Consider the following 26,090-nt stretch of genomic DNA (forward strand, 5'->3'; position numbering starts at 1 on the left):
CTCCTCGCGTGGTACGTCTCGTGTTCCCCAGGGGCTCAGCGAGCCCCGGCTGCCTTGAGGACTTTCTGTGCGCCGGACAGCAGGGAGGCCCAGGTGCCGGGCGAGATGCGGGCCGGCGGGGTGAAGCCCTGGAGGCGCTGGTGGGCGACCGTTTGCGGCTCGGTGTATTTGAGGATTCCGTCGGCGCCGTGACGCCGGCCGAGTCCTGAGTCGCCCATGCCGCCCATCGGTGCGTCGATGCTGCCCCAGGCCGCGGCGAAGGCTTCGTTGACGTTGACGGTGCCGGCGTGGATGCGGGCGGCGACGGCCCGGCCCCGCGCCCCGTTGCGGGTCCAGACGCTGGCGTTGAGACCGTACGGGGTGGCGTTGACCCGCGTGATCGCCTCGTCGACGTCGTCGAAGGAGTAGAGGGAGACGACGGGGCCGAACGTCTCGTGTTCGTACAGCGTCATGTCGGGAGTGACGTCGGTGAGGACGGTCGGTGCGTAGAACAGCGGGCCCAGGTCGGGGCGGGCCGTGCCGCCGGCCAGCACGGTCGCGCCCTTGGCGACGGCATCGTCGACGTGTGTGGTGACGGTGTCCAGTTGGGAGGGGGTGGTGAGGGAGCCGACGTCGATGCTGTAGTCGCAGGCGGCGCCCATCGTGAGCCTCTCGGTGCGGGCGACGAAGGCGGCGACGAACTTGTCGCGGACGGCCTCGGCCACGTACAGGCGCTCGATGGAGACGCAGAGCTGGCCCGCGGAGGGGAAGCATGCGGCGATGGCGCCGTCGGCGGCGCGGTCGATGTCGGCGTCATCGAGGACGAGCATGGCGTTCTTGCCGCCGAGTTCGAGGGAGGCGCCGATGAGACGTTCTCCCGCGTCGCGCGCGATCCGGCGTCCGGTGGCGGTGGAGCCGGTGAACATCATGTAGTCGGCGTTGTCCATCAGCGCGTCGCCGATGGAGCCGCCGCTGCCGATCACCATCTGCCATACGCCGGAGGGCAGTCCGGCCTCGTACATCAGGTCCAGCGCCCACAGTGCGGTGAGGGCGGTCTGGGTGTCGGGCTTCTGAACGACCGCGTTGCCGGCCATGAGCGCGGGAACGGCGTCGCCGGCGGCCATGCTCAAAGGGTAGTTCCACGGGGAGACGATGGCGACGACACCTTTGGGGTGACGCAGTTCGGTTGTACGGGTCAGCACCGGGACCGCGCCACGCCGGCGCTTGGGCTCCAGGTACTTGGCGGCGCTGCGCGCGTAATAGCGGGAGGTGATCGCGGTGTCGATGACCTCGAGGGACGCGTCACGGCGGGTCTTGCCGCTCTCGGCCTGCATCAGGTCCAGCACCTCGTCCTGCCGGGCGAGTACGAGGTCGTGGAAGCGCAGCAAGATCTGCTTGCGCTCGCTCAACGGGGTTGCCGCCCAGGCCCGTTGGGCGGCGCGGGCACGCGCGAACGCGTCCTCGACGTCGGCGGGCGCCGAGACGGGGAGCTCTGCCAGCGGGGCGCCGGTGTAGGGGGCGTGGGTGGTGACGCGTACGGCATAGGGCGCGGCCTCGACGCGCCCGGCCAGCCGGTGCATTCGTTGCGGGGTGAGCGTCGCGGGCAGGACGGCACCGCGGGTGACTGCGGGCGGGGCGGTGTGATCGGTGACCATGGCGGGGCTCCTCGTCACGGGTTCCGGCTCGGCATCGAGGTCGGAACGGGCATGTGCAGGGCGGCCTGGCCCTCGGTCATGACATCGAGCTGCACTGTCCTCGTGGGATTCAGCGACCGCAGATCGTCGGCCATCCGGCCCTGTCCGAGCCGGAGTTCGTAGCCGCGGGGGAAGCGCGCCGTGCCGGCCGCGAGCATGTTGGTCTGGTTGAGGGTGGAGTGCCAGGCGCCGTCGATCGACGTGTACGAGGTGAGGCTCGAGACGCGCTCACCGCTCGCATGCACGGTCTGGGCGGGTGTGGGCACCGAGAGGGACAGGTCGGTCCCGCCGTCGCCGTCGGCCACACGTGCCGTCGTACGGCCGGCGTCGATGTCCACGTCGAGCTCGGTGACCCACTTGGGGAAGCCGTAGCCGTCGTGCCCGCGGACCTGGGCGATCTCCGAACTCACCGGCAGGGACAGCACGTAGGAGTCGAGGTGCTCGTTCTTGAGGGCGGTCACGAGGTCGATGAATCCGAGCCCGCCGTGCCGGGCCGGCTTCACGGCGATGCCGACGGCGGCTTCGGTGTAGAAGTCGATGTCGCACACGTCGTAGCGGAAGAACATCACCGAGACGAGCCCGAGGCCGGGTGCGACCTCCAGCGGGGCGAGCTCCCCGGGCAGGCGGGTACGGATCGCGCGGGTGCGGGCGAGCATCGTGAGCCGGGCGCTCGAGATGCGGTAGTAGAAGTTCGGGGTGAGCGTGGTCCCGACCGGCGAGTCGACCTCGGTCTTGGGCAGCTGCCGGAAGAAGTCCACGCTGCTGACGCGGGGATCGCGGGCGATTTCGTCGAGGTCGGTGTTCATCCGGTACCGGTCGTAGAGACCGCCCTTGGGGACGGTGACCGTACGGCCGCCCAGCTCGACTGTGACTGTGTCCTGCGGAGTTGACGCCATCAGTATCGCTCCCTCATTCGGATGTCGTGGTCACGCGGCCTGGTGCGCGTTCGCTTCCGGCCGGCGGGATGACAGCCAGGTGCGGTAGCGGCGCAGGGCGCGGCGCTGCTGGAGTTGCTCGGAGAGCAGGGCGTACGCGGGGTGGGCGCCGGGCTTCGGGTCGTTGCCGCGGGCGAGGCGGCGCATCTGGTGGCGGACCTGGGCCATGGTGGCGGCCGAGGCGAGGGCCTTGTCGGACCAGGACACCGGCCGCAGCTGCCGGTCGGCCTCGCGACTGTTCCGCCAACGGTCGGGCAGATCGGGAGTGACGGACAGGGCGGTGCCGACCCCGACGAGCGCCACCCCGCTTGCGAGGACCTTCTCGGCGGTCTCGCGGCGGGTGATGCCGCCGGTGAGCATCAGGGGCAGCGGGCTCACCTCGACCAAGTCCTTTGCCAGGTCGAGGAAGTAGGCCTCGCGGGCATGGGTGCGTTCATCGGCGGGGCGGCCGGTCATCGCCGGGCTCTCGTAACTGCCGCCGGACAGTTCGACCAGGTCGACGCCGAGCGGTGCGAGCATCTCGATGACCTGGCGTGCGTCGTCGGCGTCGAATCCGCCGCGCTGGAAGTCGGCGGAGTTGAGCTTCACGCCGACCCCGAACGACGGCGATACGGCGGCACGTACGGCGCGGACGATGTCCAGCAGCAGCCGGGCCCGATTCTCCAGCGACCCGCCCCACTCGTCGGTCCGCTTGTTGACCAGGGGGGAGAGGAACTGCGACAGCAAGTAGCCGTGCGCCCCGTGGATCTCCACGCCGTCGAAGCCCGCCTTCTCGGCGCGGTGGGCCGTCACCGCGAACCGGGTCACCGTGGAGTCGATCTGCTCGGGCGTCATGGCGGTGGGACGGCCGAACCGGCTGCTGTGCCGGCCCAGATCGACACCCACATCGGACGGCCCCCACACGACACCCGGCATGCCGGCCTGCACCTGACGTCCGGGGTGGTTGATCTGCATCCACATCGCCCCGCCGCCGGACTTGCCGGCCTCGGCCCACTCGGCGAACGGCTTCAGCGGCGCGGCCTCGTCGAGCACGACACCTGCGGGCCCTGTCAGTGCCCCGGCGTGCACCATGACGTTGCCGGTGATCAGCAGTCCGGTACCGCCCGCGGCCCAGCGCCGGTACAGCTCCAGCAGATGCCGGCCGGGCAACTGGCCCTCGTCCGCCAGGTTCTCCTCCATGGCCGCTTTCGCGATCCGGTTGCCCAGAACCTGCCCGGAGCGCAGGGGCAACGGCGAGAACAGCTCGCTGGTCATCCGAATCCCTCTCTGTCTGCGCGACCGCTCGGCGCGATCGCTTAGGATGTATGCGCCGCTCACATTAATCGGAGAATGTAAGCGGTGCACACATGGGAGGGCGTGACCTGTGCCACAAGCGACCGCGTACCACCACGGCGACCTGCGCGCCGCCTGTCTGCGCGCCGCGCGCGAGCTGCTGGAAGAGGACGGCAGTGCCGCACTGTCGATGCGGGCCGTCGCGCGGCGCGCGGGAGTGTCGCCGACTGCCCCCTACCGGCACTTCCCGGAGCGCGAAGCGCTCGTCTCCGCGGTCGCTGCCGAGGGGTACCGCGAACTCGCCGAGCACTTGGCCGTCGCCCATCCCGCGCCTGCGACCCCTGACGAGATCGCGGCGGTGGCCGTCGCCTATGTCCGCTTCGCGCTCGACCATCCCGCGCTGTTCCGGGCGATGTTCGCCGAGCCGTGCGACCCCGGCAACGAGGAACGGGTCGCCGCGACCGAGGCCATCGCCGAATACGTCCGCGACATCGTTCGCCGCACGTTTCCCGGTGTCGACCCGGACGCACTGTGGACCTCGGTGTGGGCGATCGTCCACGGCCTGGCGTTCCTGCACCTCGACGGAAAGTTCGACACCTCCACCCCCGACGCGGTCGCCGACCAGGTCCGCACTGCAGTCCTGGCGCTGTTCAGTGCCGCCCCGGCGCTTTCGCAGGCGACCTCTGCACAGTCCCGGTAGACGGCGACCGGCCGACGCCTTGGTGTCGACTGCGGCCTGAGGGGAGCCCCCTCGAGTGCTGGGATGTGGCAGGTGAGCGGGCTGCCTCGTCGGCCCCTCGGTGGGTACGGACTCGCGTGCCCCGGCGGGTCCTGAGTGAGAAGGCGATCGCCCGCCCCGTTCAATGTTGACGCTGCACACTTCCATCTCTAATGCAAGCAGTGCATACATTCACTTCACGGGTATTCCGGATGAAGACGCCATATCCCTCAAATCGATGCCGCCATGGGGCGCGTGCGACCTCAGGCCTGCCACTGCGAGGCCGTGGCCGACGCCTCTCCCGGGCATCCGCGAATCCCTTCCTCATCCACCGAGCGGAGCACCATGAAGGCAGTAACGATCAAGGAAGCGGGCGGACCTGAGGTCCTGGAGTGGACCGGGACAGACGCCGGTGAAGCGAAGACCCGCACCTTGTGCAGGAGCTGCCCTCTGCGGGCGGAAGGACAGGATTGACCTTCTTGCACGTCGCGGTTGGTGGTGCCGCGGATCCCCGGTTAATGTGCGGCGCCGCCTCGCGGGGGATACTGCGGATCATGCGTGTTGATTTTGATCCTGAGTCCATGAGCAGCCGGGACTTCTACAAGTTGCTGACCGCCACCGTGGTGCCGCGGCCCATCGCGTGGGTGTCCACTGTCGCGGCGGACGAGACGGTGAATCTGGCGCCGCACTCCTTCTTCACCGTGTCGTGTGTGGATCCGCCCGTGGTGCAGTTCTCTTCCGTGGGGCGGAAGGATTCGTTGCGGAACGTTGAGGACACGGGGCAGTTCGTGGTGAATCTGGCGCCGGAGCCGTTGTTCGAGCAGATCAATGCTACGGCGACCGATTTCCCGCGCGGGGTCAGCGAGTTCGACGCCGTGGGGCTGGAGCGGGAGCCGAGTGTGCGGGTGAAGCCGCCTCGGGTGGCGGGGTCGCCGGTGGCGCTGGAGTGCGAGCTGCACAGCACGCTGCGGCTGGGGAACTCGACGGTTGTGTTCGGGCGGGTGGTGCACGCGGCCGTGGCCGAGGACGTCATCGTGGACGGGCATCCGGACGCCACGCGGATGCGGCCGCTCACCCGGCTCGGGAAGAACGAGTGGGCCCGTACCGGCGAGATCTGGGAGATCGCCCGCATCCCGTACACGGACTGGCAGGGCTGAGGGGCACCAGGGCAGAAGGACAGACCGCAGGCGGGGCGGGGCGAGCCCGTGCCGGGAGGTGGCTCGGCCCCCGGGGAACGGGCTCGCCCGTCTCGCCTGCTGGAACATCGCGGCGGCGACCTTGCATCGGACGGTGCGGGTCGCACAGAATGCCACACATGATCGCTGCTGCCGGCCTGCTCGTGGAACGCCTCCACGTCGACCTGTGTCGCCAGACCAGCGCCGCTTGTCGCGGCTGACTCTTCCGGGCCCGTACGCCCGTTGACCCGCGCATCTCCGCTCTGCGGGTCGCCCGCCCGTATGCCGTCCACCGGCGTACCGGTACGTGTGTCCGTACGGACCCTTCTCTGATCTTCCGGCGACGGACCCGCCCAGCGCGCCGCTTTCCCGGCCGCCCCGGCGCTCCGTTCGCCGTACCTGCCCGACCGGCACCTCCGCATCCCGCACAGCACGCCCCGTAGGACCGTACGAGGCGTGGGCGTGCGGCGGTTCTGCGGTGCCGGGTGGGCGGGGTCTGTCCGGACTTCCCTGCCTTTTCCCGGAGTTCCCATGTCTGCACTGACCTTCCACTGGTTCCTGCCCACGACCGGCGACAGCCGGCACGTCGTCGGCGGCGGCCACGGCGCCAACCCCGGCGCGGCCGGCGGCGACCGGCCGGCCTCCGTCGAGTACCTCGGCCAAATCGCCCGCAGCGCCGAGCAGTTGGGCTTCGTCGGGGCGCTGACCCCGACGGGGGCGTGGTGCGAGGACGCGTGGCTGACCACGGCGATGCTCACGCAGGTCACCGAACGGCTGAAATTCCTGGTCGCGTTCCGGCCCGGCCAGATCAGCCCCACGCTGTCGGCGCAGATGGCCGCCACCTACCAGCGCCAGTCGCACGGCCGGCTGCTGCTCAACGTCGTGACGGGCGGCGAGGCCGCCGAGCAGCGCGCGTACGGGGACTTCCTCGGGAAGGACGAACGGTACGCGCGTACGGGCGAGTTCCTCGACATCGTGCGCCGCCTGTGGGCGGGCGAGACCGTCGACCACCACGGTGAGCACCTGCACGTCGAGGGCGCCAGTCTGAACCGGCTGCCCGACCCCGTGCCGCAGGTCTACTTCGGCGGTTCCTCGCCCGCAGCGGGCGACGTGGCGGCGCGCTACACCGACACGTACCTGACCTGGGGCGAGCCGCCGCAGCAGGTGAAGCAGAAGATCGACTGGGTGCGTTCGCTGGCCGCCGCGCAGGGCCGCGAGGTGCGGTTCGGCATCCGGCTGCACACCATCACGCGCGACACCTCCGCGCAGGCCTGGGCCGAGGCGGAACGGCTGCTGGAGGGCATGGACCCGGAGCGGGTCAAGGCCGTCCAACAGGGCCTGGCCTCAAGCGAGTCGGAGGGCCAGCGGCGGATGCGGGAGCTGCACGGCAGCGGCACCAGCGACAAGCTGGAGGTCTACCCGAACCTGTGGGCCGGCATCGGCCTCGTCCGCGGCGGCGCCGGCACCGCGCTGGTCGGCAGCCACAGCGAAGTCGCCGACCTGATCGAGGAGTACCAGCGGATCGGCATCGAGGAGTTCGTGCTCTCCGGTGTGCCGCATCTGGAGGAGGCGTACTGGTTCGGCGAGGGCGTCCTGCCGCTGCTGGAGCAGCGCGGCCTGTGGCAGCACCCGGCAGGGCCGCGTACGACGGAGGCGGGCATCGTCCCGTTCGCCGCCCGATGAGCGCCGCGCAGACAGAGCCCGGAAGCGGGCCCCAAGTCAAGGACCCGCCACGGAAGTTGAAGACCGTGGTGCTGTCCAGTCTGCTGGGCACGACCGTCGAGTGGTACGACTTCTTCCTCTACAGCACGGCCGCGAGTCTCGTCTTCGGCAAGCTGTTCTTCCCGGAGGCGAACGGCACGGTCGGCACGATGCTGTCGTTCGCGACGTTCGCCGTCGGCTTCCTCGCCCGGCCGCTGGGCGGGCTGCTGTTCGGGCACATCGGCGACCGCATCGGCCGCAAACGCACCCTCGCGTTCACCATGGGCCTGATGGGCGGCTCCACCGCGCTGATCGGCCTGCTGCCCACGTACGGTCAAGTCGGCCTGCTCGCACCGGCGTTGCTGCTGGTGCTGCGCGTCGCGCAGGGCGTGGCGCTGGGCGGCGAGTGGGCCGGTGCCGTACTGCTCGCCGTCGAGCACGGACCCGAGGGCCGCAAGGGCAGGTACGGCAGCTATCCGCAGATCGGCCTGGCGCTCGGACTGGCCCTCGGTACGGGGGTGTTCGCGCTGCTGAGCAACGTACTGAGCGAGGACGCGTTCCTCGGCTACGGCTGGCGTGCCGCGTTCCTCATCAGCATCGTGCTCGTCGTCATCGGCCTGACGGTCCGTCTGAAAATCGACGAGACACCGGCGTTCCGCGCCGTGCAGGAGCTGCGCGAGGAGCACCGGCCCGCACCGCTCGTGGAACTCGGCCGTACGCCGCAGGCCCGCCGGCACACCGTGCTCGGCATGCTCGCGCGCTGGGGCGAGGGCGCGGCCTTCAACACCTGGGGCGTCTTCGCCCTCACGTACGCGACGACGACGCTGCACCTGGGACGTACGCCCGTACTGCTGGCGGTGACCGCGGCCTCGCTGGTGATGGCCGTACTGATCCCGGTGTCCGGCAGGCTCGTGGACCGGCGGGGCGTACGGCGCGTGTACTTCGTGGGCATGGCCCTGTACGCGGTCTCCGTCTTCCCGGCGTTCTGGCTGTTCGGCGCGGGCGGGATCTGGGGCTTCGGCGCGGGCATCCTGCTCACGCTGGGCATCGTGCACGCGTCGTTCCAGGGCGCGCAGGGCACGCTGTTCGCCGCACTGTTCCCGACGCGGATCCGCTACACCGGCATGTCGTTCGTCTACCAGATGTCGGGGATCTTCGCGTCGGGCATCACCCCGCTGATCCTCACGTCACTGCTGGCGCTGGGTTCGGGCACCCCGTGGCTGGCCTGCACCTTCCTCGTGCTGACGGGGCTGATCAGCCTGTGGGCCACATCCCGGCTGCGCGACGAGGACCTGCACGTCGCCACCGGACCGTCCGCTCCCGGGGAGCGGCCCGCCGCGGGGGAGCAGTCGCCCGCTTCCGTCAGTGCGGAGCCATACGCGGCGGATCGTCGGCCCGCACAACCGGCGGGGGCTCCGAAGGCGAGCGGATGACCACGGGCTTCGGCAGCTTGTCGTGCGACCTGCCACCCGTGCTCTGCGATGCCAGCAGCACCAGCCCGGCCGCGGCGGCCGCGCCTGCCGCGGCCGCGCCCAGCTGACCGGCCAGACCGTAGCGGAAGCCCTCGTTCAGCATCAGGATGCCGACCGCCGCCGCCATGACGGGATTGACCACCGTCATGGTGGCGAGCGGCGCGGTCAGCCCGGCGCCGCGGAACGAGGCCTGCGCCGTGGCGAGCCCGGTCGTCGCCAGCGCCGCCGTCACCACGAGCAGGAACACGATCTGGAGCGCCGAGGCCTGCTGCCAGTCGTCGGCGACGGACTTCACGTACACGGAAGCAGTGCCGTACGCGATACCCGCCGCCACGGCCAGCGCCGCCGACCGCAGCCGCGCCGTACGCCGCCCCAGGAACACGCCCGCCGTCACCAGCAGGGCCAGCCCGCCCGCCACGGCGGCCGCCAGGACCAGCTGCTGCAGCACGCTGAGTGTCCGCGAGGTGGCCGAGGCGTCGCCCACCAGCATCAGGATGACCGCGAGCCCGGCCGAGGTCAGCAGGATGCCGCGCCAGCCGGCGGCGGTTACGGGACGTTTCACGAACACGGCGGCCATCGGCGCCGCGAGCACGAGGGTCAGCACACCGAGCGGCTGGACGACGGTCAGCGGGCCCAGGCCCAGCGCCGCCACGTGCAGCAGCGCGCCGAACCCCTGCATCGCGGCCGCCAGCCACCAGCGGCCGGACGCCAGCAGCGCACGCATGCGCGCATGGCGGCCTTCCACGGTGACGGTGGCGGCGAGCCGCTCCTGGATGATCGCCGCGGCGGCGTAGCACACCGCCGATATCAGCGACAGCAGGATGGCCGCGACCAGTGGATTCATGGCCGGCTCCGGTGAAGGGTGGGCGTCCCGTTCATACCTCCAACGATGACTCTCCGACCGGGTCGGTGTCGTCGTCTGCCAGGTCCGGTTTTCCGTACCGCCGGGGGAGTACTCCTCCTCACGGCCTACAACTGACAGTGGACACCCGCTGTAGCCGGGCTCGGACACCCGACGGGCGGGAGTCGCGGAGGCCCGCGGATGGTATATCCGTCCCATGACCGAATCCGCCGAGCCGGAGCCCCTTCCGGACAGTCACCCCGTGCAAGGCCGGCGCGTCCTGTGCCGCATGTGCGGGCAGCCGCTGCGCGACCGGGCCTCCCGCCTGTGGGGCCTTGGGCCCGACTGCCGGCACAAGCTCGCGCTGCGCAGCGCGCCGGTGCCGCCGTTGCACGAAGTCGACCAGGACACGTTGCCGGGGGTGTGAGGGGGCGCTCGGTCCGCTCAGTGGCTCGGGGACTCCGCCTCGGTCCACGATTCCACGGCGACGACCGCGTCCACGGGCAGCGGGCCGTAGATGTGCGGGAAGGTCTCGTCGGCGCCGGGGACCGGGGGCTCGTGGCGTACGGGGACTGTCAGGCGTTCGCTGTCGATGACGAGGACGACGAGCTCCCCGGCGGCGGGGGTGCCCGCGCCGTACAGCATCTCGGCGACACGGGGGAGTTGATGCCGCGCCGAGCCGTGGATGAAGCCGACCTCCTCCAGCGTCCGGCCGCGGGCCGACATCTCGTACGTACCAGTCTCGCGCGCTGCCTCCCACAGGGAGCGCTCGGTGAGGTGCAGAATTTCGGTCATGAACAGACCCTAGGCGGTGCGGTGTTCGACGGTGCCGGATTCGCCGGGGCGCGGTGGAGCCGGGTCGTCACCGGCAGGCGACTGCCCCGGCCGGTGCGGCAAACGCGGTCCGGGCGGGGCAGTCGGCGGTGACGGTCATGAGTGCCGGGTATCCGTGCGGCGTCAGACGGAGGCCCATGCGTAGATCATCCTGGGGGGTGCGTCGGCCCCGGAGCAGGTGTCTTCCTCGTCCTGCGTCTTCTTTTTGCCGAGGGCGGTGATCAGCTGGGCGATTCCGGCGACAAGGGCGCCCAGGCCGCCCAGAAATGTACCGATCGATTCGAGAGTCATGGTGCATCTCCAGCCTGCGGGCCGGACGCGTGTCGGGGACCTGCGCTCTATGCGGGGAGCGTCGGCGGCGACTGTCGCGGGGAACCGGCCATTCCCACGGCGACTCGCGCGAAGGGGTATTCCGGCGGCACCGGGAAGGACGCCGCACACCGTGCTGCACTCATCGTCCAACGCATGTCCGGCCTCCTTTCGCCCAGTTGACAGCCGCCAAGCCCACAAGCGCCCAGACGGCAACTCATGCACCTGAGTTGATGGGCCGTCACTTTACCGGCATTCCACCGCCCAGCAATACCCCCGAACGAGTGGAATGCTGTCATCGTTGGCTGGAATCAGTCGAACTCCCCTTTGTGGGCAAGGGGATGAGAACCGTACGGAGGGGCCGGGTGCCTCTGCCGTCAGGCGGGGGAGCGGTGCAGGCCGGGGAGGCGGAGGCCGTACCGGATGGCGAGCGTGCGCAGCAGGAACACCAGCGCCGCGGAGGTGATCGTCGTGGCGGTGGAGGGGACGCCGAGGCTGTCGAGGGCGAGGCAGCAGGCCGCGCCGGCCGCCGCGGCCGTGGCGTAGAAGTCCTCGCGGAGCAGCAGCGGAGGGCTCTCCCCGCACAGCAGGTCCCGCACGATCTCGCCCGTGACGCCGGTCAGCACCGCCAGGATGATCACCGCGGGCGGGGTGACGCCGGCCTCCAGGGCCGCCCGTGCGCCGATCACGGTGACCACCGCGAGTCCGAGGGCGTCGACCAACAGCAGGGTGCGGTGCGGGAATCGGCGCCGGGCCGGATAGAGACTCGTCAGCACCGCGACGCCGGCGATGACGGCCAGCAGGACCCAGTCGTGCGTCCAGTAGAGCGGGCGGCGGTCCAACAGAACATCCCGCAGGGTGCCGCCGGATATCGACGCGGCGAATGCGAGCACCAGTCCGCCGAAGAAGTCCATCTTCGCCTCGTGTGCCGCCAGTACGCCGCTGGCGGCGAATGCGGCGATGCCCACGAGATACAGCACATGCAAGATCACGGCAGCAATCCCCTCAGTTCGCCGGGCAGTTGGCGACGGAAAAGGGAAGAGCTGCCGGAACGGGGCAGCGGGCAGGGGTGAGCACGGGGCGCACGGGGACTCCATTTCGCGAACGGGTATGCCGGACGGCGCGGCGCATTCCGTGCACGTGGAGTGTGCGGGCATGCGGCGCGCGGACTTTCCCGCTCTGTCATGAAGCCTGAGAGTTTCACCGCCTGGCCTGGCGGTTTGCCCCGTGGGCGGGCACCTGCGGAGAGTCCGCGGTGCCGCTTTTCAGAGGTGCCTTTCCTGCGCGGTAACCGGCCTGAGAGATTCCGGGAGGGTTGCTCCTTCGGCATCACCGCCGCGAAAGGGCGTGATTCTCCCGCACAGGGTCAACGGCCTGTCTGCTGTTGTGCCGTTACGCTAACACGGCTCGACGTCCACTCCGCGCGCCGATGGATTCCCCGCCGGATTCCCGTACGCGTACCGTGCGACGTATCCGTGCGCGTCCCCTCGTACGTCTCCGCTCGGAATGTCAGCGCGCCCCCTCAACTCGCCCGGACCGGCCGGAGGTTGTCTCTTCCCCGGGTGGCGGTGCCGCCAGGTCCAGAACACGGCGCAGGACAGAACGGCCCAGCCGGCGAGTACGAGGACGGGACGCGGCGACTGATGGCCGGGGAAGTAGACCGCGGAGCTGAGAGCCTCGACCGTCGCGCCCTGCGGAAGCCGGCAGCCGAGCGCCGCCAGCGGCCGGGGCAGCAGTCCCGTGGGGACGGAGCCGCCGCAGGACGGGGCGCCCAGCAGCACGACCAGCCCGTACGTCGGGAGCAGCGCCCATCTCTTCAGCAGGACGCTGAACATCGTGAACAGCATGCCGGACGCGAACATCGCCAGGGACAGCAGCAGCCACGGGATGAGGAACGGCATGGTGAGGACGTCCAGCCACCAGTCCGCGACCGCGTAGATGCACAGCCCGCCCAGGACGGCGAAGCCGGCCGTGAAGCCGATGCGCCCGCCGGGCGTGAGGCCGTCGGCGTGCGCCGACAGCTGGCCGGCGCCCAGGAAACCCACCATCACGGCGGCGAACGTCATATAGAAGAGTGCGATCCCCTTCGGGTCCGTCTTCTGCGGCGGATGGGTGTCGCGGACCCGCACCCGCACGCCGGCTTCCTCCGCCGCCCGCGGCGCCGCCTTGCTCAGCACTTCGGCGACCGAGGCACCGGACGCGCCCGACACGTCCAGCTCCACCGGGGCGTTCTGATCTGCCGGCGTGTGCGGTCCGGTCCGCGCCTCCGGACCGGCGTGACCGCGTACGACGGCGTAGACCTCGCGCTCGCTGACCTTCCGTGCGGCTGCGGCGTCGTTCCCGTACCGGTGAGGTGCGAGCGAGGCGTGCAGCTCTCCGTCGAGAGCCTTCAGGAAACGCTGTTCGTCGGGGGAGTCGTCGACGAGGGCGACGGGCAGCATGCGCGGTTCGGGCTTGGCCATCACGTACGAGTACGTACCGGCGAGCAGCCCGGCGACGGCTGCGATGAGGAACATCAGCACCGTGGCGGGGTACATCGGTGAGTGCCGGAACGCCCGCCACCGCTCACCCGGTGTGCGCTTCCCGTGTCCCTGCCGCCCCAAGCCATCGCCCGCGGGCGCGACTTCCTCGCACATGCCGTCCCGGTCGGGGCGGGGGAACGGCGCGGTCATGCACACTTCCTCGGCGCTGTCGGCACTTGCTCCAGGGGCGACGGGGCGCACTGTGCGCCGCGCCATCCTGCAAGGGAGCCAGAGACCCGCGGCGCGGCGGTAGGGACTTCCGGCCCGTCCGGGGAGGGCAGTTCAGCCCTGCCGCCCGGTCAGCTCGGTTGGCGGGTCGTTCGGAGTGCCAGGTCTCTGACCGCGTCCTGGGCCGACGCCAGGGAGACCGCGGCCATGTCGCGAAAGGGCGCGAGAGCCGGGATGTCTTCCGCGCGTGTCATCTCGGCGTGCACGACGTGCAGTTCGTCCTCGGGGACGCCGAGCGCACTGAAGTACGCGCGGAGGTACGGGATCTGGAAGTCGAACGGTTCCCGGGGCGTGCCCGGGCCGTAGGCGCCGCCGCGTGCCGCGACCAGCACGATCCGCGTACCGGACAACAGGCTCTCCCCGGTGTGCGGGTCGGTGAACGCGCCGGGGAAGGACACCCGCTCGATCCACGCCTTCAGGGCGGCGGGGACCGAGAAGTTGTACATCGGCACGCCGAGCAGCACGGTCTCCGCTTCCAGCAGTTCGGTGACGTACGGCAGTGTCAGCGCCCACTCCCGCGCCTCGGACGCGCTCTCGGCCAGTGCCGCCACCTCGGCGAGCGGCACACCGCCCTGCCGCTCCACGCGTTCCCCGAGGGAGATCAGCCCCGGCCCCACAGGGGGCACGGGGCCGGCGGCCAGATCCCGGTACCGGTAGCCGGCTGAGCCGTGCCGCTCCCGCCACGTTTCGGCGAACAGTTCTGTCAGCTGTCTGGTGGCGGAACGGTGCGAGGGGGCGGTGCTGGAATCGAGGTGCAGCACGGACGCCCGTCCGGAAGACGGGCGGCGCACCTGCAGGTCGGTGAGGATGTCGGTCATGTGGTCTCTCCCTGTCACTTCTGCGTCCTGGTGACCGTCAAGAAGGTGACGGACCGCGGCGAGGAAAGGTGACAGATGGACGAGGACGAGCGGCTGGCGGAACGGTTCGAGGCGGATCGCAACCGGCTGCACGCGGTCGCCTACCGGATGCTCGGCTCGCGCAACGAGGCACAGGACGCCGTCCAGGAGACGTGGCTGCGGCTCAGCCGCGTCGACAGCAGTGCCATTGGGAATCTGGGCGGATGGCTGACGACGACGGTGTCCCGTGTGTGCCTCGACATGCTGCGTTCCCGCACGTCACGGCGCGAGGACCTGGAGGGCGACGAACTGTCCGAACGGCTCGGGAACGCCGTCGGTGAGGACGCCGATCCCGAACAGGAGGCGCTGCTGGTCGACTCGGTGGGCCGGGCGCTGCTCGTGGTCCTGGACACGCTCGTACCGGCCGAACGGGTCGCGTTCGTACTGCACGACATGTTCGCCGTCCCGTTCGACGGGATCGCGCCGATCGTGGACCGTACCCCCGACGCTGCCAAGAAGCTCGCCAGCCGCGCCCGCCACAAGGTCCGCGGCACTCCCGCGGCGGGCGGTCCCGGACTCGACCGGCAGCGGCACGTCGTCGACGCATTCCTCGCCGCCGCACGCGGCGGCGATCTGACCGCGCTGCTCACCGTGCTGGCCCCCGACGTCGTACGCCGCGCCGACCCCGCCACCCTGCCGGCGGGCGCCGCCACCGAGATCCGGGGTGCGCGGGCCGTGGCGGAGGAGACCGTACTGCTCACGGGGAACGCCCAGTTCGCCGCACCGGCCCTCGTGAACGGCTCCGTGGGCCTCGTCGTCGCCCCGTACGGACGGCTGCTGCTCTGCCTTACCGTCCACGTCGAGGGCGACCGGATCGCCGCGTACGAAGTGATCGCCGACCCCGCGCGCCTGCGTCAGCTCGACCTGGCCGTGCTCGACGGGTGACGGAGCTACGGGCCGCGCCGTACGGGGGCTGGGCCCTCCACTCGTGTGCCGGTGCTCAACTGACCGCCGGCCGGGGGCGAGTGGCGGGTCAGCAGGGCGCGGGTGGTTGCCAGGACGTCGTCCGGGCCGGTGATGTGCCAGCCCTCGTGCCGGGCCCGGCACAGCAGTGCGGGGGTGGGCCGGAAGGCGATCGGCAGGGCGGCCCGGGAGAGGAGCTCGGCGTCTCCCGTCGAGTTGCCGAGCGCCAACGCGGGGCCGGCGGTGGGGTGTTCCTCGCCGACGGCCTCCCGCAGTGCGGCGTACTTGCCGCCGGGCAGCGCCGGGAAGCGGAGGAACGCTCCCGTGTGCCGGCCGTCCGCCACCTCGGCGACCGCGCCGCGCGCGGCGGAGATCCCCAGGTCCGCCGCGGCGGCCTGCGCCAACGGGTCGAAGCATCCGGTGATGAGGAGTGTGGACAGCCCGCGCGCGTGCAGCAGGTCCACCAGGGGACGGGCGAAATGGTGGAGGTCCTCGCGTGCCTCCTCCCAGACCTGCCAGGCCAGTTCGGCGGTGAAAGCGGCACACAGTCCGCGTACTGTCTCGCCCAGATGTCTGCTGCTGTCCTGTGCGCCGGCTGCCGCGTGGGCGCCGTCTAGACTGTAGCGACGGAGCGCGGTCCGAGCCGCGCGCATGGCGTGCTCGTCGCACCGTCCGGACGCTGCCAGTTTCCGCACCATACGGCCCGCGAGGGAGCCGCGGAGCAGCGTGCCGTCCATGTCCAGGACGGCGACGTTCTGCAGGGTGCCGCTCAGCGGGGGAGTGCGGACGGGCTGCCGGGTGCGGCGCGGCAGGGGTGTTGTCGGTTCCCGGGGTGTCGGCTCGGCGTGCCCGGGGGCGATGCTGATATCTCCCACGCCTGTTCCTCGTACGAAGGGATTCCGCGCGCCCCGGACGCGGGCCGGTGTCCGGCCGTACGTCCGGGGCGCGCGGGAGAGTGCCGCGACGGTTCGGCAAGGAGGGGTGCCGGTCCGCCGCGACGAGCCCCTGTGCGGGGCGGAACCTGTCGGACCTGGGAGGCTCCGCGACCGCGGGGGCCGTCCGGGGACTTCGGAGAGACGGTCTAGAGGAGGTTCGCCCTGCCGGTGGCGACGGCGAACTCCTCGTCCTGCTTCAGCGAGGTCCCGAGCTGCTTGTTGAGAGCGTCGGCCGCGTCCTTGGTGAGGCGCAGCTTGATGGCGTCCACCTGGAGCGTTTTGAGGCTCGGCTTGATCTTGAAGTCCTTGGCGCTGTATGTGAAGAGCGGAATCCGCTTGCCCGCTTTCTTCCCGTCCATGACGGCGGTGGTGGTGCTCTTGCCCAGGTCGCTCTTCAGGCCGCTGAAGGTGACTTTGTGCCCCTTCGCGCCTTCGAGGGTGAATCCGCCCGTCGACTCGAATTGACCGGCCGTCATGCGCGGATCGAGCCGTCCGCGGGTGACGTCGAACCGGGTCGGCTTGACCGCCCTGTCCGCACTCTGTGCCGCCTTGGTGGCTGGTGAATACTTCACCTTGTCGTCGGCGAGTTTCTGCACCGTCGCCTTTGTCGGCCGCATTTCCACGGAACCGCTGTTGATGTCGCTGAGCGCCGCGTTGGCCGCCGCCCAGGAGGCGGGAACGGCCAGGACCAGCCCTGCGGCGACGGCTCCGACGGCCAGACCGCGGCGTCTCGGCCGACGGCCGGGTGAGCGGGAATCACGCATTCTGTTGTTCCTCTTTTCTTCCGGATGCTGTCCGAAACAAGAGCACGCTGACACGGGTGCAACCGGTGCACTGCGTGGCGCGCCCCGAAAAGTTTTCAGGGCAACTCGCACGGAGCAATGTCCCGCAGCCACGCCGACAGAGCCGTATCGAAATTCCTGGCCGGAGACGTTTTACGGGGCCTGTGGGGGATTGCCGGCGCGGCACCGGGTACGTGTCATTCCATGGGTGCCGATGTCGAATGGGCCGCGTTCTTTCCGGCGGCGGTGGTGCTGGCCGCCACGCCGGGAGCCAATCAGGTGCTGACCCTGCGCAACGGACTCCGCTACGGGTGGCGCCCCGCCGTCGCCGCGTCAGCGGGGCGGTTCACCGCTTTCGCCCTCATGGTGTGCGCTGTGGCCGCGGGACTGGGCGCGCTGCTGACCGCCTCCGGGATCGCCTTCAGCATCGTCAAATGGTGCGGTGTGGCGTACCTGTTGTGGCTCGGCGGGCGCATGGTTCTGACCGCGGTACGGGGCAGCGCCGAGCCGGACGGAACGGCGAGCACGCGGAGTCCGGCGCCGGGCGGCAGCGCCGTGGGACCCGACCCCGGAGAGGCCGGAACGGTGGCGCCGTGGAAGCTCGCACGGCAGGAGTTCGTCGTCGCCGCCTCCAACCCGAAGGCGCTGATCCTGTTCACCGTGTTCCTGCCACAGTTCGTACCCGGCGGGGCTCACCAGGTAGCCGCGTCCGTGCTGTTGCTGGGCGCCGCCTACATCGGCGTGGAGTTCTGCTGCGCCTGCGGGTACGCGGCAGTCGGCGGCCGGCTGAAGGTCCTCGGAATCACCCGCCGCGTCCGGCGGGTGCTGGACGGTCTCACGGGAGCGGCCATGCTCGGACTGGGCGGCTGGCTGGCAACGGAGCCCCGCTGACGGCTGGTTGAGCGCCGGGCGGGGACTGACGCCCGACAGCGGGCCACCCCTCGGCAGGGGAGGCCCGCCCCCTCTGCGGGAACCGAGGACGTCAGGAGTCGAGCGCGTGCCCTGTCGTCGCGTCGACATGGTCCGGGACCTCGCCGTCGTGCCGGTCGCCCACGGTCGGCGTGCCGGTCGGCTCGAACAGCAGGATGGCGGCTCCCTCCGGGGCGAAGGGCTTGTGCTCCGTACCCCGCGGGACGGTGAAGACGGCGCCCTGCGGCAGCCGGACCGTACGCTCCCCGGCGGACTCCCGCAGGGAGATGTGCAGTTCACCGTCGAGCACGAGGAAGAACTCGTCGGTGTCGTCGTGCACGTGCCAGAGATGTTCGCCCTGGACCTTGGCGATACGGACGTCGTAGTCGTTGACGCGCGTGACGATGCGGGGGCTCCACAGGACATCGAAGGAGGCCAGCGCCTTGCTCAGGGCAATGGGGTCGTCGCTCATGACTCCATGCTCCGGACTGTCCCACCACCGCCGTGAGTGCTAGGAATCGCATATGGCGAAAGAATCCTCGCAGGCGGTGCGTACGGACGGCCTGCACCGGGTCGTCGTGATCGTGGACGAGAACTCGAACCCGTTCGAACTCGGCTGCGCGAGCGAGGTGTTCGGCCTGCACCGGCCCGAGATCGGCCGCGACCTCTACGACTTCCGGCTGTGTTCCCCCGAGCCCCGCACCCTGATGCGGGACGGCTTCTTCACGCTCACCGGCGTCGCGGGGCTGGACGCGGCCGAGACCGCGGACACGCTGATCGTTCCCAACCGTCCCGACGTCGAAGTGCCCCGCCGCCGCGAGGTACTCGACGCCGTCCGGCGGGCGCACGCACGCGGCACACGCCTGCTCGGCTTCTGCAGCGGCGCCTTCACCCTCGCCGAGGCGGGCGTCCTCGACGGGCGCCGCGCCACGGCGCACTGGCAGTGGGCGGACGCCTTCCGGGCCCGCTTCCCCGCCGTACGGCTCGAATCCGACGTGATGTTCGTCGACGACGGCGACATCCTCACCGCTGCCGGCAGCGCCGCCGCACTCGACCTCGGCCTGCACGTCGTACGCCGAGACCACGGCGCGGAAGTCGCCAACGCCGTGAGCCGGCGCCTGGTCTTCGCCGCCCATCGGGACGGCGGGCAGCGGCAGTTCGTCGAACGCCCGGTGCCGGCCGTACCCGACGAGTCGCTGGCCCCCGTCCTCGCCTGGGCCCAGGAGCGGCTGGACTCGCCGCTCACCGTCGCCGACCTCGCAGGCCGTGCGGCGGTCAGCCCGGCCACGCTGCACCGCCGCTTCCAGGCCGAGCTCGGTACGACACCGCTGGCCTGGCTCACCGGTGAACGGGTGGCGCTGGCCTGCCGGTTGATCGAACGCGGCGAGTCCCGCTTCGAGACGGTCGCCCGCTGTTGCGGCCTCGGTACGGCGGCCAATCTGCGGGCCCTCATGCGGCGCGAGACCGGCCTCACCCCGTCCGCGTACCAGCGCCGCTTCGGGCTGCATGCCGGCGAGTCGACGGCGCGGGGGCGCGAGGGGCCGCCGGCCCGCGAGAGGGCGAACGTACCGTAGGCGGCCGCCCGTTGGGGCGAGGCCCCGTCGCCTTACGTGAAGCGGGCCACGTAACGCCGCTGCCACGGTGTCTCCACAGCGTGCCGGGAGTAGTGCGCCCGTACGTAGGCCACCGCCTCGTCGCGGGGCACCCCGTCCAGCACGGCCAGGCAGGCCAGCGCCGTCCCCGTGCGCCCGCGCCCGCCGGCGCAGGCGACCTCGACGCGCTCCTTCTCCGCGCGCGCCCACGCCTCCCGCAGGGCCCCGGCGGCTGCCGTCCGGTCGGACGGCAGGCGGAAGTCGGGCCAACGTACCCACCTGGCGTCCCAGTTGACGGCCGGCGGCTCCTGGCCCAGCAGGTACAGCGCGAACTCCGGCTCCGGCCCCTCCGGCAGCGGCTGCCGCAGCGCCCGCCCCCGTACGAGCCGCCCCGAAGGCAGCCGCAGCACACCTGCCCCCGTCGGCTCCCACGTATCGCTCACACCCCGAGCCTAGGCCGTACGAGCCGCCGGATGCCGGGGCCCTCGGGAGTGTCAGTCCCGGCCGGGGAGAAACGCCGGGACCGCGAAGCGCTGGGCGACGGCCAGGCCGTTGGCGTGTGCGTCGGTGCCGGTCACCGTGTAGACGGCCGTACGGGAGAGGTCGCGGGTGGCGACGAGCCCGGTGTTGTAGCCGGGCCGGGCCCCGGTCTTGCCCCAGACCTCGACGCCCTGGACCTCGAACCGTTCCAGACCGGCCGACTTGGTGGCACCCGCGATGCCGGCCGGGACCGTGAACATCTCCCGGAGCTGCGGCCGCGGCACGATCCTGCCCCGGAACAGCGACGTCATCAGCCGTTCGAGGTCGTCGAGAGTGGAGATCATGTCGCCCGCCGCCCAGCGGTCCGCGACGTTCCACTCCGTCACGTCGACGAGTGTGCCGCCTGCCAGTTGGTAGCCGCGGTTGTGCGGGCCGCGCAGCCGCGGGTCGGTGCCGGGGAACGAGGTGTGCCGCATGCCGGCCGGCCGCAGCACGTACTCGGCGGCGCTCTTCCCGTACGGCCGGCCGGTCACCTTCTCGGCCAGCATCGCGAGGACCGTGTAGTTGATGTTCAGGTAGTGCTGGCGCTGCCCGGGCCGGAACTCGGGCCCCTTCGCCACGGCGGAGGCCACCACGTCCTCGGGCCGGAGCGTGTCGAAGCGGTGCGCATACTGCTCGGCCCAGGAGTCACCGAGGTTCCTGCCCGCCTGGATGCCGCTGGTGTGATTGAGCAACTGCCGTACGGAGACGGGCTCGAAGCCCGGCGGCAGCAGTCCCGGCAGATAGCGTTGCACGGGTCTGCCGAGGTCGATCCTGCCGTCGGCGGCGAGGCGCAGCACCAGCGCCGCCGTCACGACCTTCGTCACCGAACCGGCCCGGAACCGGCCGTGCGCGATCGCCAAACCCTGGCGCTGCGTGTCCCGTACACCGGCGCTCCCCTCCCACCGGCCGTCCCGTCCGCCGGCCCGTACGACCGCGCTGGTCGCCTCGGCGTCCGGTAACCCGGAGAGCGCGGCGCGCAGAGCCTCGGCCTGCGGGTGTCCGGCCGGCCGGGAGGCGCGGGCCGCGGGCGTTCCCTGGCCGGGGAGGGCGGGTGCGGGCGCGGCGGAGAACCCGAGGGCTACCGCGGCCGTCGCGGCGACGAGCAGGGTACGACGGTTGACCGGTCCGGTCGTCATGGGACTTCCTCCGCACGGGGTGGCTGCTGGGACAGCCATATCCTGCGGGCGCGCCGCAGCCTGCCGGATCCTCAGCGAGGACGGCGCGACCCCCGATCATTTTCCGGGACAACCCTGAGGCTCGGACGTCGAGTTGGGCCTCTGTCCCCTACGGGGCGCCCCGGTGCGGGGCCGAGGGGCGCGTGGCAGGCAAGCGAAAGCCCCGTCGCGCGTCCGGAGGGGACGTGCGACGGGGCCGGGGCGGCGCTTCGCGCCGTTGCGGGCCGCCGGGTTACTTCAGGCTGGCCGCGACACCCAGGGCGTCCATCTTCATCGCCGACGCGACCGCGTCGTGCTCCAGCTTCTGTGTCGACTGGATCGCCTGCTTCGCGTGGCTCTGCGGGCCGCCGTCGGCGAAGGCCGGGGCGGCGGCGCCGGCGACAACGGCGGCGGCGGTCAGTGCACAGGCGGCGAGGCTGGTACGAACACGCATGGGTGTCTCCCGTCGGTAGGGGTCTCTTCCCACACGCTGTCGCGCCCGCCGCCGGGCCGCCCGTACTGCTACTCCGTTCCGGCACCACCGACTGCGCTCCGTGACCACGGGCAGGCCGTCGTGGGTGCCGGCGTGTGCGTCGTACGTGGCACACCGCCGGGCCCGGCGCGTGGTCCCGGTGCGGCGGCCCTGGCGAGCGGCGTCAGTCGGTGGGTGCGGAGGAGTCCTTCGGTTTGGGGCGGGCGCGGAGGTGGGCCCGTTCGCCCTGCTTGCCGAACAGGCTGAGGATCTCGACCGGTTCGGCGCCGGCGGCACTGAACCAGTGTGGTACGCGCGTGTCGAATTCGGCCGCCTCGCCGGGCGGCAGCACCAGGTCGTGTTCGCCGAGCACGAGCCGCAGCCGGCCGTTGAGGACGTAGAGCCATTCGTAACCCTCGTGGGTCTGCGGATCCGGCTCCTTCGGCGGGCTGCTGCCGGGGAGGACGAGCTTGTACGCCTGGATGCCGCCGGGCTTCCGGGTCAGGGGCAGCATGGTCATGCCGTGCCGCGTGACGGGGCGCATATGGATGCGCGGGTCCCCGGTGGGCGGGGCGTCGACGAGCTCGTCGAGCGTGACGCCGTGCGCCTTGGCCAGGGGGAGGAGCAGCTCCAGGTTCGGGCGGCGGGCGCCGGACTCCAGCCGGGACAGGGTGCTCACCGAGATGCCCGTCGTCTCGGACAGATCGGCCAGCGTGACCTCGCGCTGTCGGCGCAGCGCGCGGAGCCGGGGGCCGACCGCGTCGAGAGCCTGGTCGAGCTCGTGAGCGTGGGTGTGGTCCTCGTCCATGCCTCCAGGTTGCCAGAACGGCAACAATGTTTGCGGGTTTTGCGGGAGGGGGCGCATCGTCGTGCATGTGGAGGTGGTCGACATGACCCAGCAGATGACCGGACAGCTGAGGAACGAGTACGACGTCGTGGTGATCGGCGGCAGCGCGGCCGGACTGAACGGCGCGCTGATGCTGGCACGGGCACGGCGGTCCGTGGTGGTGATCGACGCCGGGGCCCCGCGCAACGCCCCGGCCGACGGCGTACACGGGCTGCTGGCCCGGGACGGGATCCCGCCGGGCGAGCTGATGGACCGCGGCCGCGCCGAAGTCCGCGGCTACGGCGGGCACGTGGTGACCGGCGAGGTGGCCGCCGTACGGAAGTCGGACAACGGGTTCGAGGTGGCGCTCGCCGACGGCCGAACTGTCGGTGCGCGCCGGGTGCTGGTCGCCAGCGGACTCGTCGACGAACTGCCGGACGTACCGGGCCTGTGGGAGCGGTGGGGGCGGGACGTTCTGCACTGTCCGTACTGCCACGGCTGGGAGATCCGCGACCAGGCCGTCGGCGTACTGGCCAGCGGGCCGATGTCGATGCACCAGGTGCTGCTGTTCCGGCAGTGGAGCGACGACATCACGTACTTCACCCACAATCGGCCGCCGCTGTCCGACGACGAGGCGGAGCAGCTCGCCGCCCGCGGCATCCGCGTGGTGACCGGCGAGGTGGCGTCCCTGGAGATCGTCGACGACCGGATCGCCGGAGTGCGGCTCGCCGACGGAACGGTCGTCGCCCGCGAAGCGGTGGCCGTCTCCCCGCGGATGAGGGCGCGCGCCGGGTTCCTGGCGGACCTCGGACTGCGGCCGGCGGAACACCCCTCCGGCGCCGGCGAACACATCCCGGCCGACGCGGCCGGCCGTACCGACGTGCCCGGCGTGTGGGCCGCGGGCAACGTCACCGACCTCTCCGCGCAGGTCGGCGGGGCGGCGGCAGCCGGCGCGACCGCGGCCGCGCAGATCAACGCCGACCTCGTCGCGGAGGAGACCCGCGAGGCGGTCGCCGCGCACCGGGCGCTGCTCTCCGGCGGCCCGGCCGAGGACGGGGAGCGCGCGGCCGTCTCCGGGGGCGCGGCGCGTACGTGAACGAAGCGGGGGCTCCCGCGTGCGAAGCGGGGGCTCCGCGTGCGGGGTGGGGCCTCCGCGTACGGGGCGGGGCTCGCGGATCGCGGGCCGGCCGGCCTTCAACGCCCGTACGGGGGCGCTGACGTGGGGCCTCCTGCGCGCACTCGTACGCGGGGCTCCGGGGCTGGGACTGCGCGTACTGCTGCGGGACTTGACGATGCGGCGAGCCGGCCCGTAGCCCGACAGCGCTCCGATCAGGGGGCGTTGGGCGCGTTTCACCGGCGCGTGGGGGCGTGCGAGGCGCCGCGCCGGGGGTGGTCGGCGATCTCGGGGTGCCGGATCGCCTACGCTCGGCGGATGGCGAAGTATTACGACGTGCACCCCGAGAATCCTCAGCGGCGCACCATCAGCAACGTGGCTGACAGCATCCGCTCCGGCGCGCTCGTCGCGTATCCGACCGACTCGTGCTTCGCGCTCGGATGCCAGCTGGGCAGCAAGGACGGCATGAACCGGATCCGCAGCATCCGGAACCTCGACGACCGGCACCACTTCACGCTCGTCTGCCAGAACTTCGCGCAGCTGGGCCAGTTCGTGCACGTCGACAACGACGTGTTCCGGGCGATCAAGGCGGCGACGCCCGGCAGCTACACCTTCATCCTCCCCGCGACGCGGGAGGTGCCCCGCAAGCTGCTGCACCCGAAGAAGAAGACGGTCGGCGTCCGCATCCCCGACCACGTCGTCACGCAGGCCCTGCTCGAAGAACTCGGCGAGCCGCTGCTGTCCAGCACGCTGCTGCTGCCCGACGAGGAGGAACCCCTGACACAGGGCTGGGAGATCAAGGAACGCCTCGACCACGTGGTCGACGCGGTCATCGACTCGGGCGACTGCGGCACCGAACCGACCACGGTCATCGACTTCTCCGACGGTACGGCCGAGATCGTACGCAAGGGCGCGGGCGACGCGTCCCGCTTCGAGTAGCAGCCGGGCCCGTACGGAGCCCCGCCCCGTACGGGCCACCCTCACCACACGGGCCGCAACGGCGGCAACGGCCCACCACCGCCCAACGTCCGGATGACACCGGCCAGTTCGGAACGCAACAGGGAGAGCTCGGCTATCTGGCCGGCGATGCGGTGGCTGTGAGGAAGAGGAAGCCGGGTTTTGTGGTGAGGCGGTGCCATGCGGCCGGGTCCTGGTCGCGGACCGTGGGGTGGGGTGCCGGCTCGTCGAGGGTCTCCAGGGTGAAGCCCGCCTCGCGGAGGGCCCGCGTCATCTCGCTGAGCGGGCGGTGCCAGAACCGTACGGGGAAGGTCCGTCCGCTCACGTCCCACTCCTCGGTGATGGGGTACGTGGCGAAGTAGTCGTCACCGCCCGCCAACTCGTGGTCCATGAACGGGTGATGCGTCGAGATGACCAGCCGCCCGCCGGGCACCAGTACGCGGTGGAACTCCCGCAGCGCCGGGCCCCAGTCGGGCAGATAGTGCAGGACCAGGGCCGCCAGCACCGCGTCGAAGGAGGCGTCGTTGAAGGGCAGCGGTCCGCCGAGATCCGCCCGTACCAGCCGCGCAGCGGAACCGAGCCGCTGCTCGGCCACGGCCAGCATGCCCGTACTGGAGTCGATCCCCGTCACCTCGGCCCCGGCCCGCAGCAGTTCGCCGCTGTGCGCGCCGGCGCCGCACCCGGCGTCCAGCACCCGCTTGCCGGCCACGTCGCCGACGAGGGCGAGAGAGGCGGGCCGTTCGTACGCGGAGTTCCACACGCCGGCCTCGTTGTGCTCGGTGTAGGCGGCGGCAAAGGAGTCATAGTCGTTGAACGGCCCAGGCATCACACCAGCATCACACAGCGGGCGCCTGTGGCCGTTCGGGTCACGCCTGGCTGAGGATGGCCGTGGCCATGAGGATCAGCAGCGCGAACTGGGCTGAAGTCGCCACCGGGCGCAGGAACTTCGCCGTTCGGACGGTGAACGGCAGCAACGCCACGCCTCCCGCCACCGCGCTGGCCCAGAACGCGTACCAGGCGACCGGCCCCGCCCCCGGCGTGCACGGTTCGCCATGGGTCAGACAGGAGGCGAAGCGCGTCGAGAGCAGCACCGGCACCCACGTCAGGAGGGCTGTCGGAAGCAGCGTCCACAGCCCCCGCTTGGCGGCGAAGCGCCACTTGGTGTCCCGGTCCTGCTGGTCCTCCCGGCCCTCCCGGTCCTGCTGTTCGCCCCCGGCGTCGTGTCGTTCCTCTGGGTGTTCTTCAACTGGGTTTTCTTGAACGGGGTGTTCCTGAACGGGATGTCCGTGGACCGCGCGTTCTGCGGCGCTGAGCTCGACTGGCATGCCGTCCAGTACGTCACGCGATG

28 protein-coding genes and 2 riboswitches are annotated in these 26,090 nt (G+C 71.3%); of the genes, 10 read left to right on the forward strand and 18 right to left on the reverse strand.

What is annotated here, in order from left to right; genetic code table 11:
• Nucleotides 1-35: 35 nt before the first annotated feature.
• Genes AC3AGO_RS32955 through AC3AGO_RS32965 form a run of 3 tightly spaced genes read right to left on the reverse strand, consistent with a single transcriptional unit; the run spans nucleotide 36 to nucleotide 3,862 of the window.
• Nucleotides 36-1,634, reverse strand: coding sequence for a succinic semialdehyde dehydrogenase (locus tag AC3AGO_RS32955; protein ID WP_487823945.1), 1,599 nt, complete (start codon nucleotides 1,632-1,634; stop codon nucleotides 36-38).
• 14 nt (nucleotides 1,635-1,648) lie between these two features.
• Nucleotides 1,649-2,569 (reverse strand): acetoacetate decarboxylase family protein, encoded by a 921-nt coding sequence (locus tag AC3AGO_RS32960; protein WP_487823946.1) that lies wholly within the window; start codon nucleotides 2,567-2,569, stop codon nucleotides 1,649-1,651.
• Nucleotides 2,570-2,599: 30 nt separating this feature from the next.
• The gene (locus AC3AGO_RS32965; RefSeq protein ID WP_487823947.1) at nucleotides 2,600-3,862 is read right to left on the reverse strand and encodes an NADH:flavin oxidoreductase/NADH oxidase family protein; all 1,263 of its coding nucleotides are present in this window, start codon (nucleotides 3,860-3,862) and stop codon (nucleotides 2,600-2,602) included.
• Between the two features lie 109 nt (nucleotides 3,863-3,971).
• On the opposite strand from AC3AGO_RS32965, the gene AC3AGO_RS32970 reads away from it, so the two are divergent.
• From AC3AGO_RS32970 to AC3AGO_RS32985, 4 genes are all read left to right on the forward strand, one after another.
• Nucleotides 3,972-4,580 carry a TetR/AcrR family transcriptional regulator gene (locus AC3AGO_RS32970; protein ID WP_487823948.1) on the forward strand — a complete coding sequence of 203 codons (609 nt, stop codon included), beginning with the start codon at nucleotides 3,972-3,974 and terminating at the stop codon, nucleotides 4,578-4,580.
• A 572-nt stretch (nucleotides 4,581-5,152) separates the two neighbouring features.
• Entirely contained in the window at nucleotides 5,153-5,755 is a 603-nt protein-coding gene (locus tag AC3AGO_RS32975) for a flavin reductase family protein (RefSeq protein ID WP_487823949.1), read from the forward strand.
• 549 nt (nucleotides 5,756-6,304) lie between these two features.
• Complete coding sequence (locus AC3AGO_RS32980) at nucleotides 6,305-7,456, forward strand: LLM class flavin-dependent oxidoreductase (RefSeq protein WP_487823950.1); 1,152 nt, start codon at nucleotides 6,305-6,307, stop codon at nucleotides 7,454-7,456.
• Nucleotides 7,457-7,521: 65 nt separating this feature from the next.
• On the forward strand, nucleotides 7,522-8,907 hold the full coding sequence (locus AC3AGO_RS32985) for an MFS transporter (protein WP_487823951.1): 1,386 nt from the start codon (nucleotides 7,522-7,524) through the stop codon (nucleotides 8,905-8,907).
• Here AC3AGO_RS32985 and AC3AGO_RS32990 read toward each other — a convergent pair.
• Nucleotides 8,837-9,790 (reverse strand): DMT family transporter, encoded by a 954-nt coding sequence (locus AC3AGO_RS32990; protein ID WP_487823952.1) that lies wholly within the window; start codon nucleotides 9,788-9,790, stop codon nucleotides 8,837-8,839. The two genes, AC3AGO_RS32985 and AC3AGO_RS32990, sit on opposite strands and share 71 nt — an antisense overlap.
• 214 nt (nucleotides 9,791-10,004) lie before the next feature.
• On the opposite strand from AC3AGO_RS32990, the gene AC3AGO_RS32995 reads away from it, so the two are divergent.
• Nucleotides 10,005-10,214: a DUF6011 domain-containing protein gene (locus tag AC3AGO_RS32995; protein ID WP_487823953.1), complete on the forward strand. Its 210-nt coding sequence runs from the start codon at nucleotides 10,005-10,007 to the stop codon at nucleotides 10,212-10,214.
• A gap of 17 nt (nucleotides 10,215-10,231) precedes the next feature.
• On the opposite strand, the gene AC3AGO_RS33000 is transcribed toward AC3AGO_RS32995, so the two are convergent.
• From AC3AGO_RS33000 to AC3AGO_RS33020, 5 genes are all read right to left on the reverse strand, one after another.
• The gene (locus tag AC3AGO_RS33000) at nucleotides 10,232-10,582 is read right to left on the reverse strand and encodes a DUF952 domain-containing protein (RefSeq protein WP_487823954.1); all 351 of its coding nucleotides are present in this window, start codon (nucleotides 10,580-10,582) and stop codon (nucleotides 10,232-10,234) included.
• Nucleotides 10,583-10,744: 162 nt separating this feature from the next.
• A complete protein-coding gene (locus AC3AGO_RS33005) occupies nucleotides 10,745-10,912 on the reverse strand; it encodes a hypothetical protein (RefSeq protein WP_487823955.1) in 168 nt (55 codons plus the stop codon).
• A gap of 395 nt (nucleotides 10,913-11,307) precedes the next feature.
• Nucleotides 11,308-11,922, reverse strand: a complete 615-nt coding sequence (locus tag AC3AGO_RS33010) for a trimeric intracellular cation channel family protein (protein WP_487823956.1) — start codon at nucleotides 11,920-11,922, stop codon at nucleotides 11,308-11,310.
• Between the two features lie 177 nt (nucleotides 11,923-12,099).
• A riboswitch (glycine riboswitch) is annotated at nucleotides 12,100-12,204 on the reverse strand.
• A gap of 1 nt (nucleotide 12,205) precedes the next feature.
• A riboswitch (glycine riboswitch) is annotated at nucleotides 12,206-12,299 on the reverse strand.
• 28 nt (nucleotides 12,300-12,327) lie between these two features.
• Nucleotides 12,328-13,602 (reverse strand): ABC transporter permease, encoded by a 1,275-nt coding sequence (locus AC3AGO_RS33015; RefSeq protein ID WP_487823957.1) that lies wholly within the window; start codon nucleotides 13,600-13,602, stop codon nucleotides 12,328-12,330.
• Between the two features lie 149 nt (nucleotides 13,603-13,751).
• Nucleotides 13,752-14,498 carry an FMN-dependent NADH-azoreductase gene (locus AC3AGO_RS33020; protein WP_487823958.1) on the reverse strand — a complete coding sequence of 249 codons (747 nt, stop codon included), beginning with the start codon at nucleotides 14,496-14,498 and terminating at the stop codon, nucleotides 13,752-13,754.
• Nucleotides 14,499-14,573: 75 nt separating this feature from the next.
• Here AC3AGO_RS33020 and AC3AGO_RS33025 point away from each other — a divergent pair, with 75 nt between their 5' ends.
• Nucleotides 14,574-15,461, forward strand: a complete 888-nt coding sequence (locus AC3AGO_RS33025; protein WP_487823959.1) for a sigma-70 family RNA polymerase sigma factor — start codon at nucleotides 14,574-14,576, stop codon at nucleotides 15,459-15,461.
• A gap of 5 nt (nucleotides 15,462-15,466) precedes the next feature.
• Here AC3AGO_RS33025 and AC3AGO_RS33030 read toward each other — a convergent pair whose 3' ends face one another.
• Together AC3AGO_RS33030 and AC3AGO_RS33035 are read right to left on the reverse strand one after the other, a co-directional pair.
• Nucleotides 15,467-16,354, reverse strand: coding sequence for an HAD family hydrolase (locus AC3AGO_RS33030; RefSeq protein WP_487823960.1), 888 nt, complete (start codon nucleotides 16,352-16,354; stop codon nucleotides 15,467-15,469).
• Between the two features lie 206 nt (nucleotides 16,355-16,560).
• The gene (locus tag AC3AGO_RS33035) at nucleotides 16,561-17,178 is read right to left on the reverse strand and encodes a hypothetical protein (protein WP_487823961.1); all 618 of its coding nucleotides are present in this window, start codon (nucleotides 17,176-17,178) and stop codon (nucleotides 16,561-16,563) included.
• Nucleotides 17,179-17,400: 222 nt separating this feature from the next.
• Between AC3AGO_RS33035 and AC3AGO_RS33040 the strand changes: the two genes are divergently transcribed.
• Nucleotides 17,401-18,087: a LysE family translocator gene (locus tag AC3AGO_RS33040; protein ID WP_487823962.1), complete on the forward strand. Its 687-nt coding sequence runs from the start codon at nucleotides 17,401-17,403 to the stop codon at nucleotides 18,085-18,087.
• 91 nt (nucleotides 18,088-18,178) lie between these two features.
• Here the strand turns inward: AC3AGO_RS33040 and AC3AGO_RS33045 are convergent, their stop codons facing one another.
• A complete protein-coding gene (locus AC3AGO_RS33045; protein ID WP_487823963.1) occupies nucleotides 18,179-18,577 on the reverse strand; it encodes a cupin domain-containing protein in 399 nt (132 codons plus the stop codon).
• 52 nt (nucleotides 18,578-18,629) lie between these two features.
• Between AC3AGO_RS33045 and AC3AGO_RS33050 the strand changes: the two genes are divergently transcribed.
• Nucleotides 18,630-19,679: a GlxA family transcriptional regulator gene (locus AC3AGO_RS33050; protein ID WP_487823964.1), complete on the forward strand. Its 1,050-nt coding sequence runs from the start codon at nucleotides 18,630-18,632 to the stop codon at nucleotides 19,677-19,679.
• 32 nt (nucleotides 19,680-19,711) lie between these two features.
• On the opposite strand, the gene AC3AGO_RS33055 is transcribed toward AC3AGO_RS33050, so the two are convergent.
• From AC3AGO_RS33055 to AC3AGO_RS33070, 4 genes are all read right to left on the reverse strand, one after another.
• Nucleotides 19,712-20,140, reverse strand: coding sequence for a protein-tyrosine phosphatase family protein (locus AC3AGO_RS33055; protein WP_487823965.1), 429 nt, complete (start codon nucleotides 20,138-20,140; stop codon nucleotides 19,712-19,714).
• Nucleotides 20,141-20,191: 51 nt separating this feature from the next.
• Complete coding sequence (locus tag AC3AGO_RS33060; protein WP_487823966.1) at nucleotides 20,192-21,355, reverse strand: serine hydrolase domain-containing protein; 1,164 nt, start codon at nucleotides 21,353-21,355, stop codon at nucleotides 20,192-20,194.
• A 271-nt stretch (nucleotides 21,356-21,626) separates the two neighbouring features.
• The gene (locus AC3AGO_RS33065; RefSeq protein ID WP_487823967.1) at nucleotides 21,627-21,827 is read right to left on the reverse strand and encodes a hypothetical protein; all 201 of its coding nucleotides are present in this window, start codon (nucleotides 21,825-21,827) and stop codon (nucleotides 21,627-21,629) included.
• 202 nt (nucleotides 21,828-22,029) lie between these two features.
• Nucleotides 22,030-22,653 carry a helix-turn-helix domain-containing protein gene (locus AC3AGO_RS33070; RefSeq protein ID WP_487823968.1) on the reverse strand — a complete coding sequence of 208 codons (624 nt, stop codon included), beginning with the start codon at nucleotides 22,651-22,653 and terminating at the stop codon, nucleotides 22,030-22,032.
• A gap of 82 nt (nucleotides 22,654-22,735) precedes the next feature.
• On the opposite strand from AC3AGO_RS33070, the gene AC3AGO_RS33075 reads away from it, so the two are divergent.
• Together AC3AGO_RS33075 and AC3AGO_RS33080 are read left to right on the forward strand one after the other, a co-directional pair.
• A complete protein-coding gene (locus tag AC3AGO_RS33075) occupies nucleotides 22,736-23,767 on the forward strand; it encodes an NAD(P)/FAD-dependent oxidoreductase (RefSeq protein WP_487823969.1) in 1,032 nt (343 codons plus the stop codon).
• A gap of 336 nt (nucleotides 23,768-24,103) precedes the next feature.
• On the forward strand, nucleotides 24,104-24,724 hold the full coding sequence (locus tag AC3AGO_RS33080) for an L-threonylcarbamoyladenylate synthase (RefSeq protein WP_487823970.1): 621 nt from the start codon (nucleotides 24,104-24,106) through the stop codon (nucleotides 24,722-24,724).
• 133 nt (nucleotides 24,725-24,857) lie between these two features.
• Here the strand turns inward: AC3AGO_RS33080 and AC3AGO_RS33085 are convergent, their stop codons facing one another.
• Together AC3AGO_RS33085 and AC3AGO_RS33090 are read right to left on the reverse strand one after the other, a co-directional pair.
• Entirely contained in the window at nucleotides 24,858-25,568 is a 711-nt protein-coding gene (locus AC3AGO_RS33085) for a class I SAM-dependent methyltransferase (RefSeq protein WP_487823971.1), read from the reverse strand.
• A gap of 40 nt (nucleotides 25,569-25,608) precedes the next feature.
• A complete protein-coding gene (locus AC3AGO_RS33090; RefSeq protein WP_487823972.1) occupies nucleotides 25,609-26,067 on the reverse strand; it encodes a hypothetical protein in 459 nt (152 codons plus the stop codon).
• Between the last annotated feature and the right edge of the window lie 23 nt (nucleotides 26,068-26,090).

It is taken from the genome of Streptomyces sp. BL1, assembly GCF_057628045.1.

What these genes read in the sequence shown, in the direction of transcription:
- AC3AGO_RS32955 (WP_487823945.1), bottom strand. Translation starts at nt 1,634, where the DNA reads ATGGTCACCGATCACACCGCCCCGCCCGCAGTCACCCGCGGTGCCGTC.
- AC3AGO_RS32960 (WP_487823946.1), bottom strand. Translation starts at nt 2,569, where the DNA reads ATGGCGTCAACTCCGCAGGACACAGTCACAGTCGAGCTGGGCGGCCGT.
- AC3AGO_RS32965 (WP_487823947.1), bottom strand. Translation starts at nt 3,862, where the DNA reads ATGACCAGCGAGCTGTTCTCGCCGTTGCCCCTGCGCTCCGGGCAGGTT.
- AC3AGO_RS32975 (WP_487823949.1), top strand. Translation starts at nt 5,153, where the DNA reads ATGCGTGTTGATTTTGATCCTGAGTCCATGAGCAGCCGGGACTTCTAC.
- AC3AGO_RS32980 (WP_487823950.1), top strand. Translation starts at nt 6,305, where the DNA reads ATGTCTGCACTGACCTTCCACTGGTTCCTGCCCACGACCGGCGACAGC.
- AC3AGO_RS32990 (WP_487823952.1), bottom strand. Translation starts at nt 9,790, where the DNA reads ATGAATCCACTGGTCGCGGCCATCCTGCTGTCGCTGATATCGGCGGTG.
- AC3AGO_RS32995 (WP_487823953.1), top strand. Translation starts at nt 10,005, where the DNA reads ATGACCGAATCCGCCGAGCCGGAGCCCCTTCCGGACAGTCACCCCGTG.
- AC3AGO_RS33000 (WP_487823954.1), bottom strand. Translation starts at nt 10,582, where the DNA reads ATGACCGAAATTCTGCACCTCACCGAGCGCTCCCTGTGGGAGGCAGCG.
- AC3AGO_RS33005 (WP_487823955.1), bottom strand. Translation starts at nt 10,912, where the DNA reads ATGACTCTCGAATCGATCGGTACATTTCTGGGCGGCCTGGGCGCCCTT.
- AC3AGO_RS33015 (WP_487823957.1), bottom strand. Translation starts at nt 13,602, where the DNA reads ATGACCGCGCCGTTCCCCCGCCCCGACCGGGACGGCATGTGCGAGGAA.
- AC3AGO_RS33020 (WP_487823958.1), bottom strand. Translation starts at nt 14,498, where the DNA reads ATGACCGACATCCTCACCGACCTGCAGGTGCGCCGCCCGTCTTCCGGA.
- AC3AGO_RS33025 (WP_487823959.1), top strand. Translation starts at nt 14,574, where the DNA reads ATGGACGAGGACGAGCGGCTGGCGGAACGGTTCGAGGCGGATCGCAAC.
- AC3AGO_RS33035 (WP_487823961.1), bottom strand. Translation starts at nt 17,178, where the DNA reads ATGCGTGATTCCCGCTCACCCGGCCGTCGGCCGAGACGCCGCGGTCTG.
- AC3AGO_RS33040 (WP_487823962.1), top strand. Translation starts at nt 17,401, where the DNA reads ATGGGTGCCGATGTCGAATGGGCCGCGTTCTTTCCGGCGGCGGTGGTG.
- AC3AGO_RS33045 (WP_487823963.1), bottom strand. Translation starts at nt 18,577, where the DNA reads ATGAGCGACGACCCCATTGCCCTGAGCAAGGCGCTGGCCTCCTTCGAT.
- AC3AGO_RS33050 (WP_487823964.1), top strand. Translation starts at nt 18,630, where the DNA reads ATGGCGAAAGAATCCTCGCAGGCGGTGCGTACGGACGGCCTGCACCGG.
- AC3AGO_RS33060 (WP_487823966.1), bottom strand. Translation starts at nt 21,355, where the DNA reads ATGACGACCGGACCGGTCAACCGTCGTACCCTGCTCGTCGCCGCGACG.
- AC3AGO_RS33065 (WP_487823967.1), bottom strand. Translation starts at nt 21,827, where the DNA reads ATGCGTGTTCGTACCAGCCTCGCCGCCTGTGCACTGACCGCCGCCGCC.
- AC3AGO_RS33070 (WP_487823968.1), bottom strand. Translation starts at nt 22,653, where the DNA reads ATGGACGAGGACCACACCCACGCTCACGAGCTCGACCAGGCTCTCGAC.
- AC3AGO_RS33075 (WP_487823969.1), top strand. Translation starts at nt 22,736, where the DNA reads ATGACCCAGCAGATGACCGGACAGCTGAGGAACGAGTACGACGTCGTG.
- AC3AGO_RS33080 (WP_487823970.1), top strand. Translation starts at nt 24,104, where the DNA reads ATGGCGAAGTATTACGACGTGCACCCCGAGAATCCTCAGCGGCGCACC.
- AC3AGO_RS33085 (WP_487823971.1), bottom strand. Translation starts at nt 25,568, where the DNA reads ATGCCTGGGCCGTTCAACGACTATGACTCCTTTGCCGCCGCCTACACC.
- AC3AGO_RS33090 (WP_487823972.1), bottom strand. Translation starts at nt 26,067, where the DNA reads ATGCCAGTCGAGCTCAGCGCCGCAGAACGCGCGGTCCACGGACATCCC.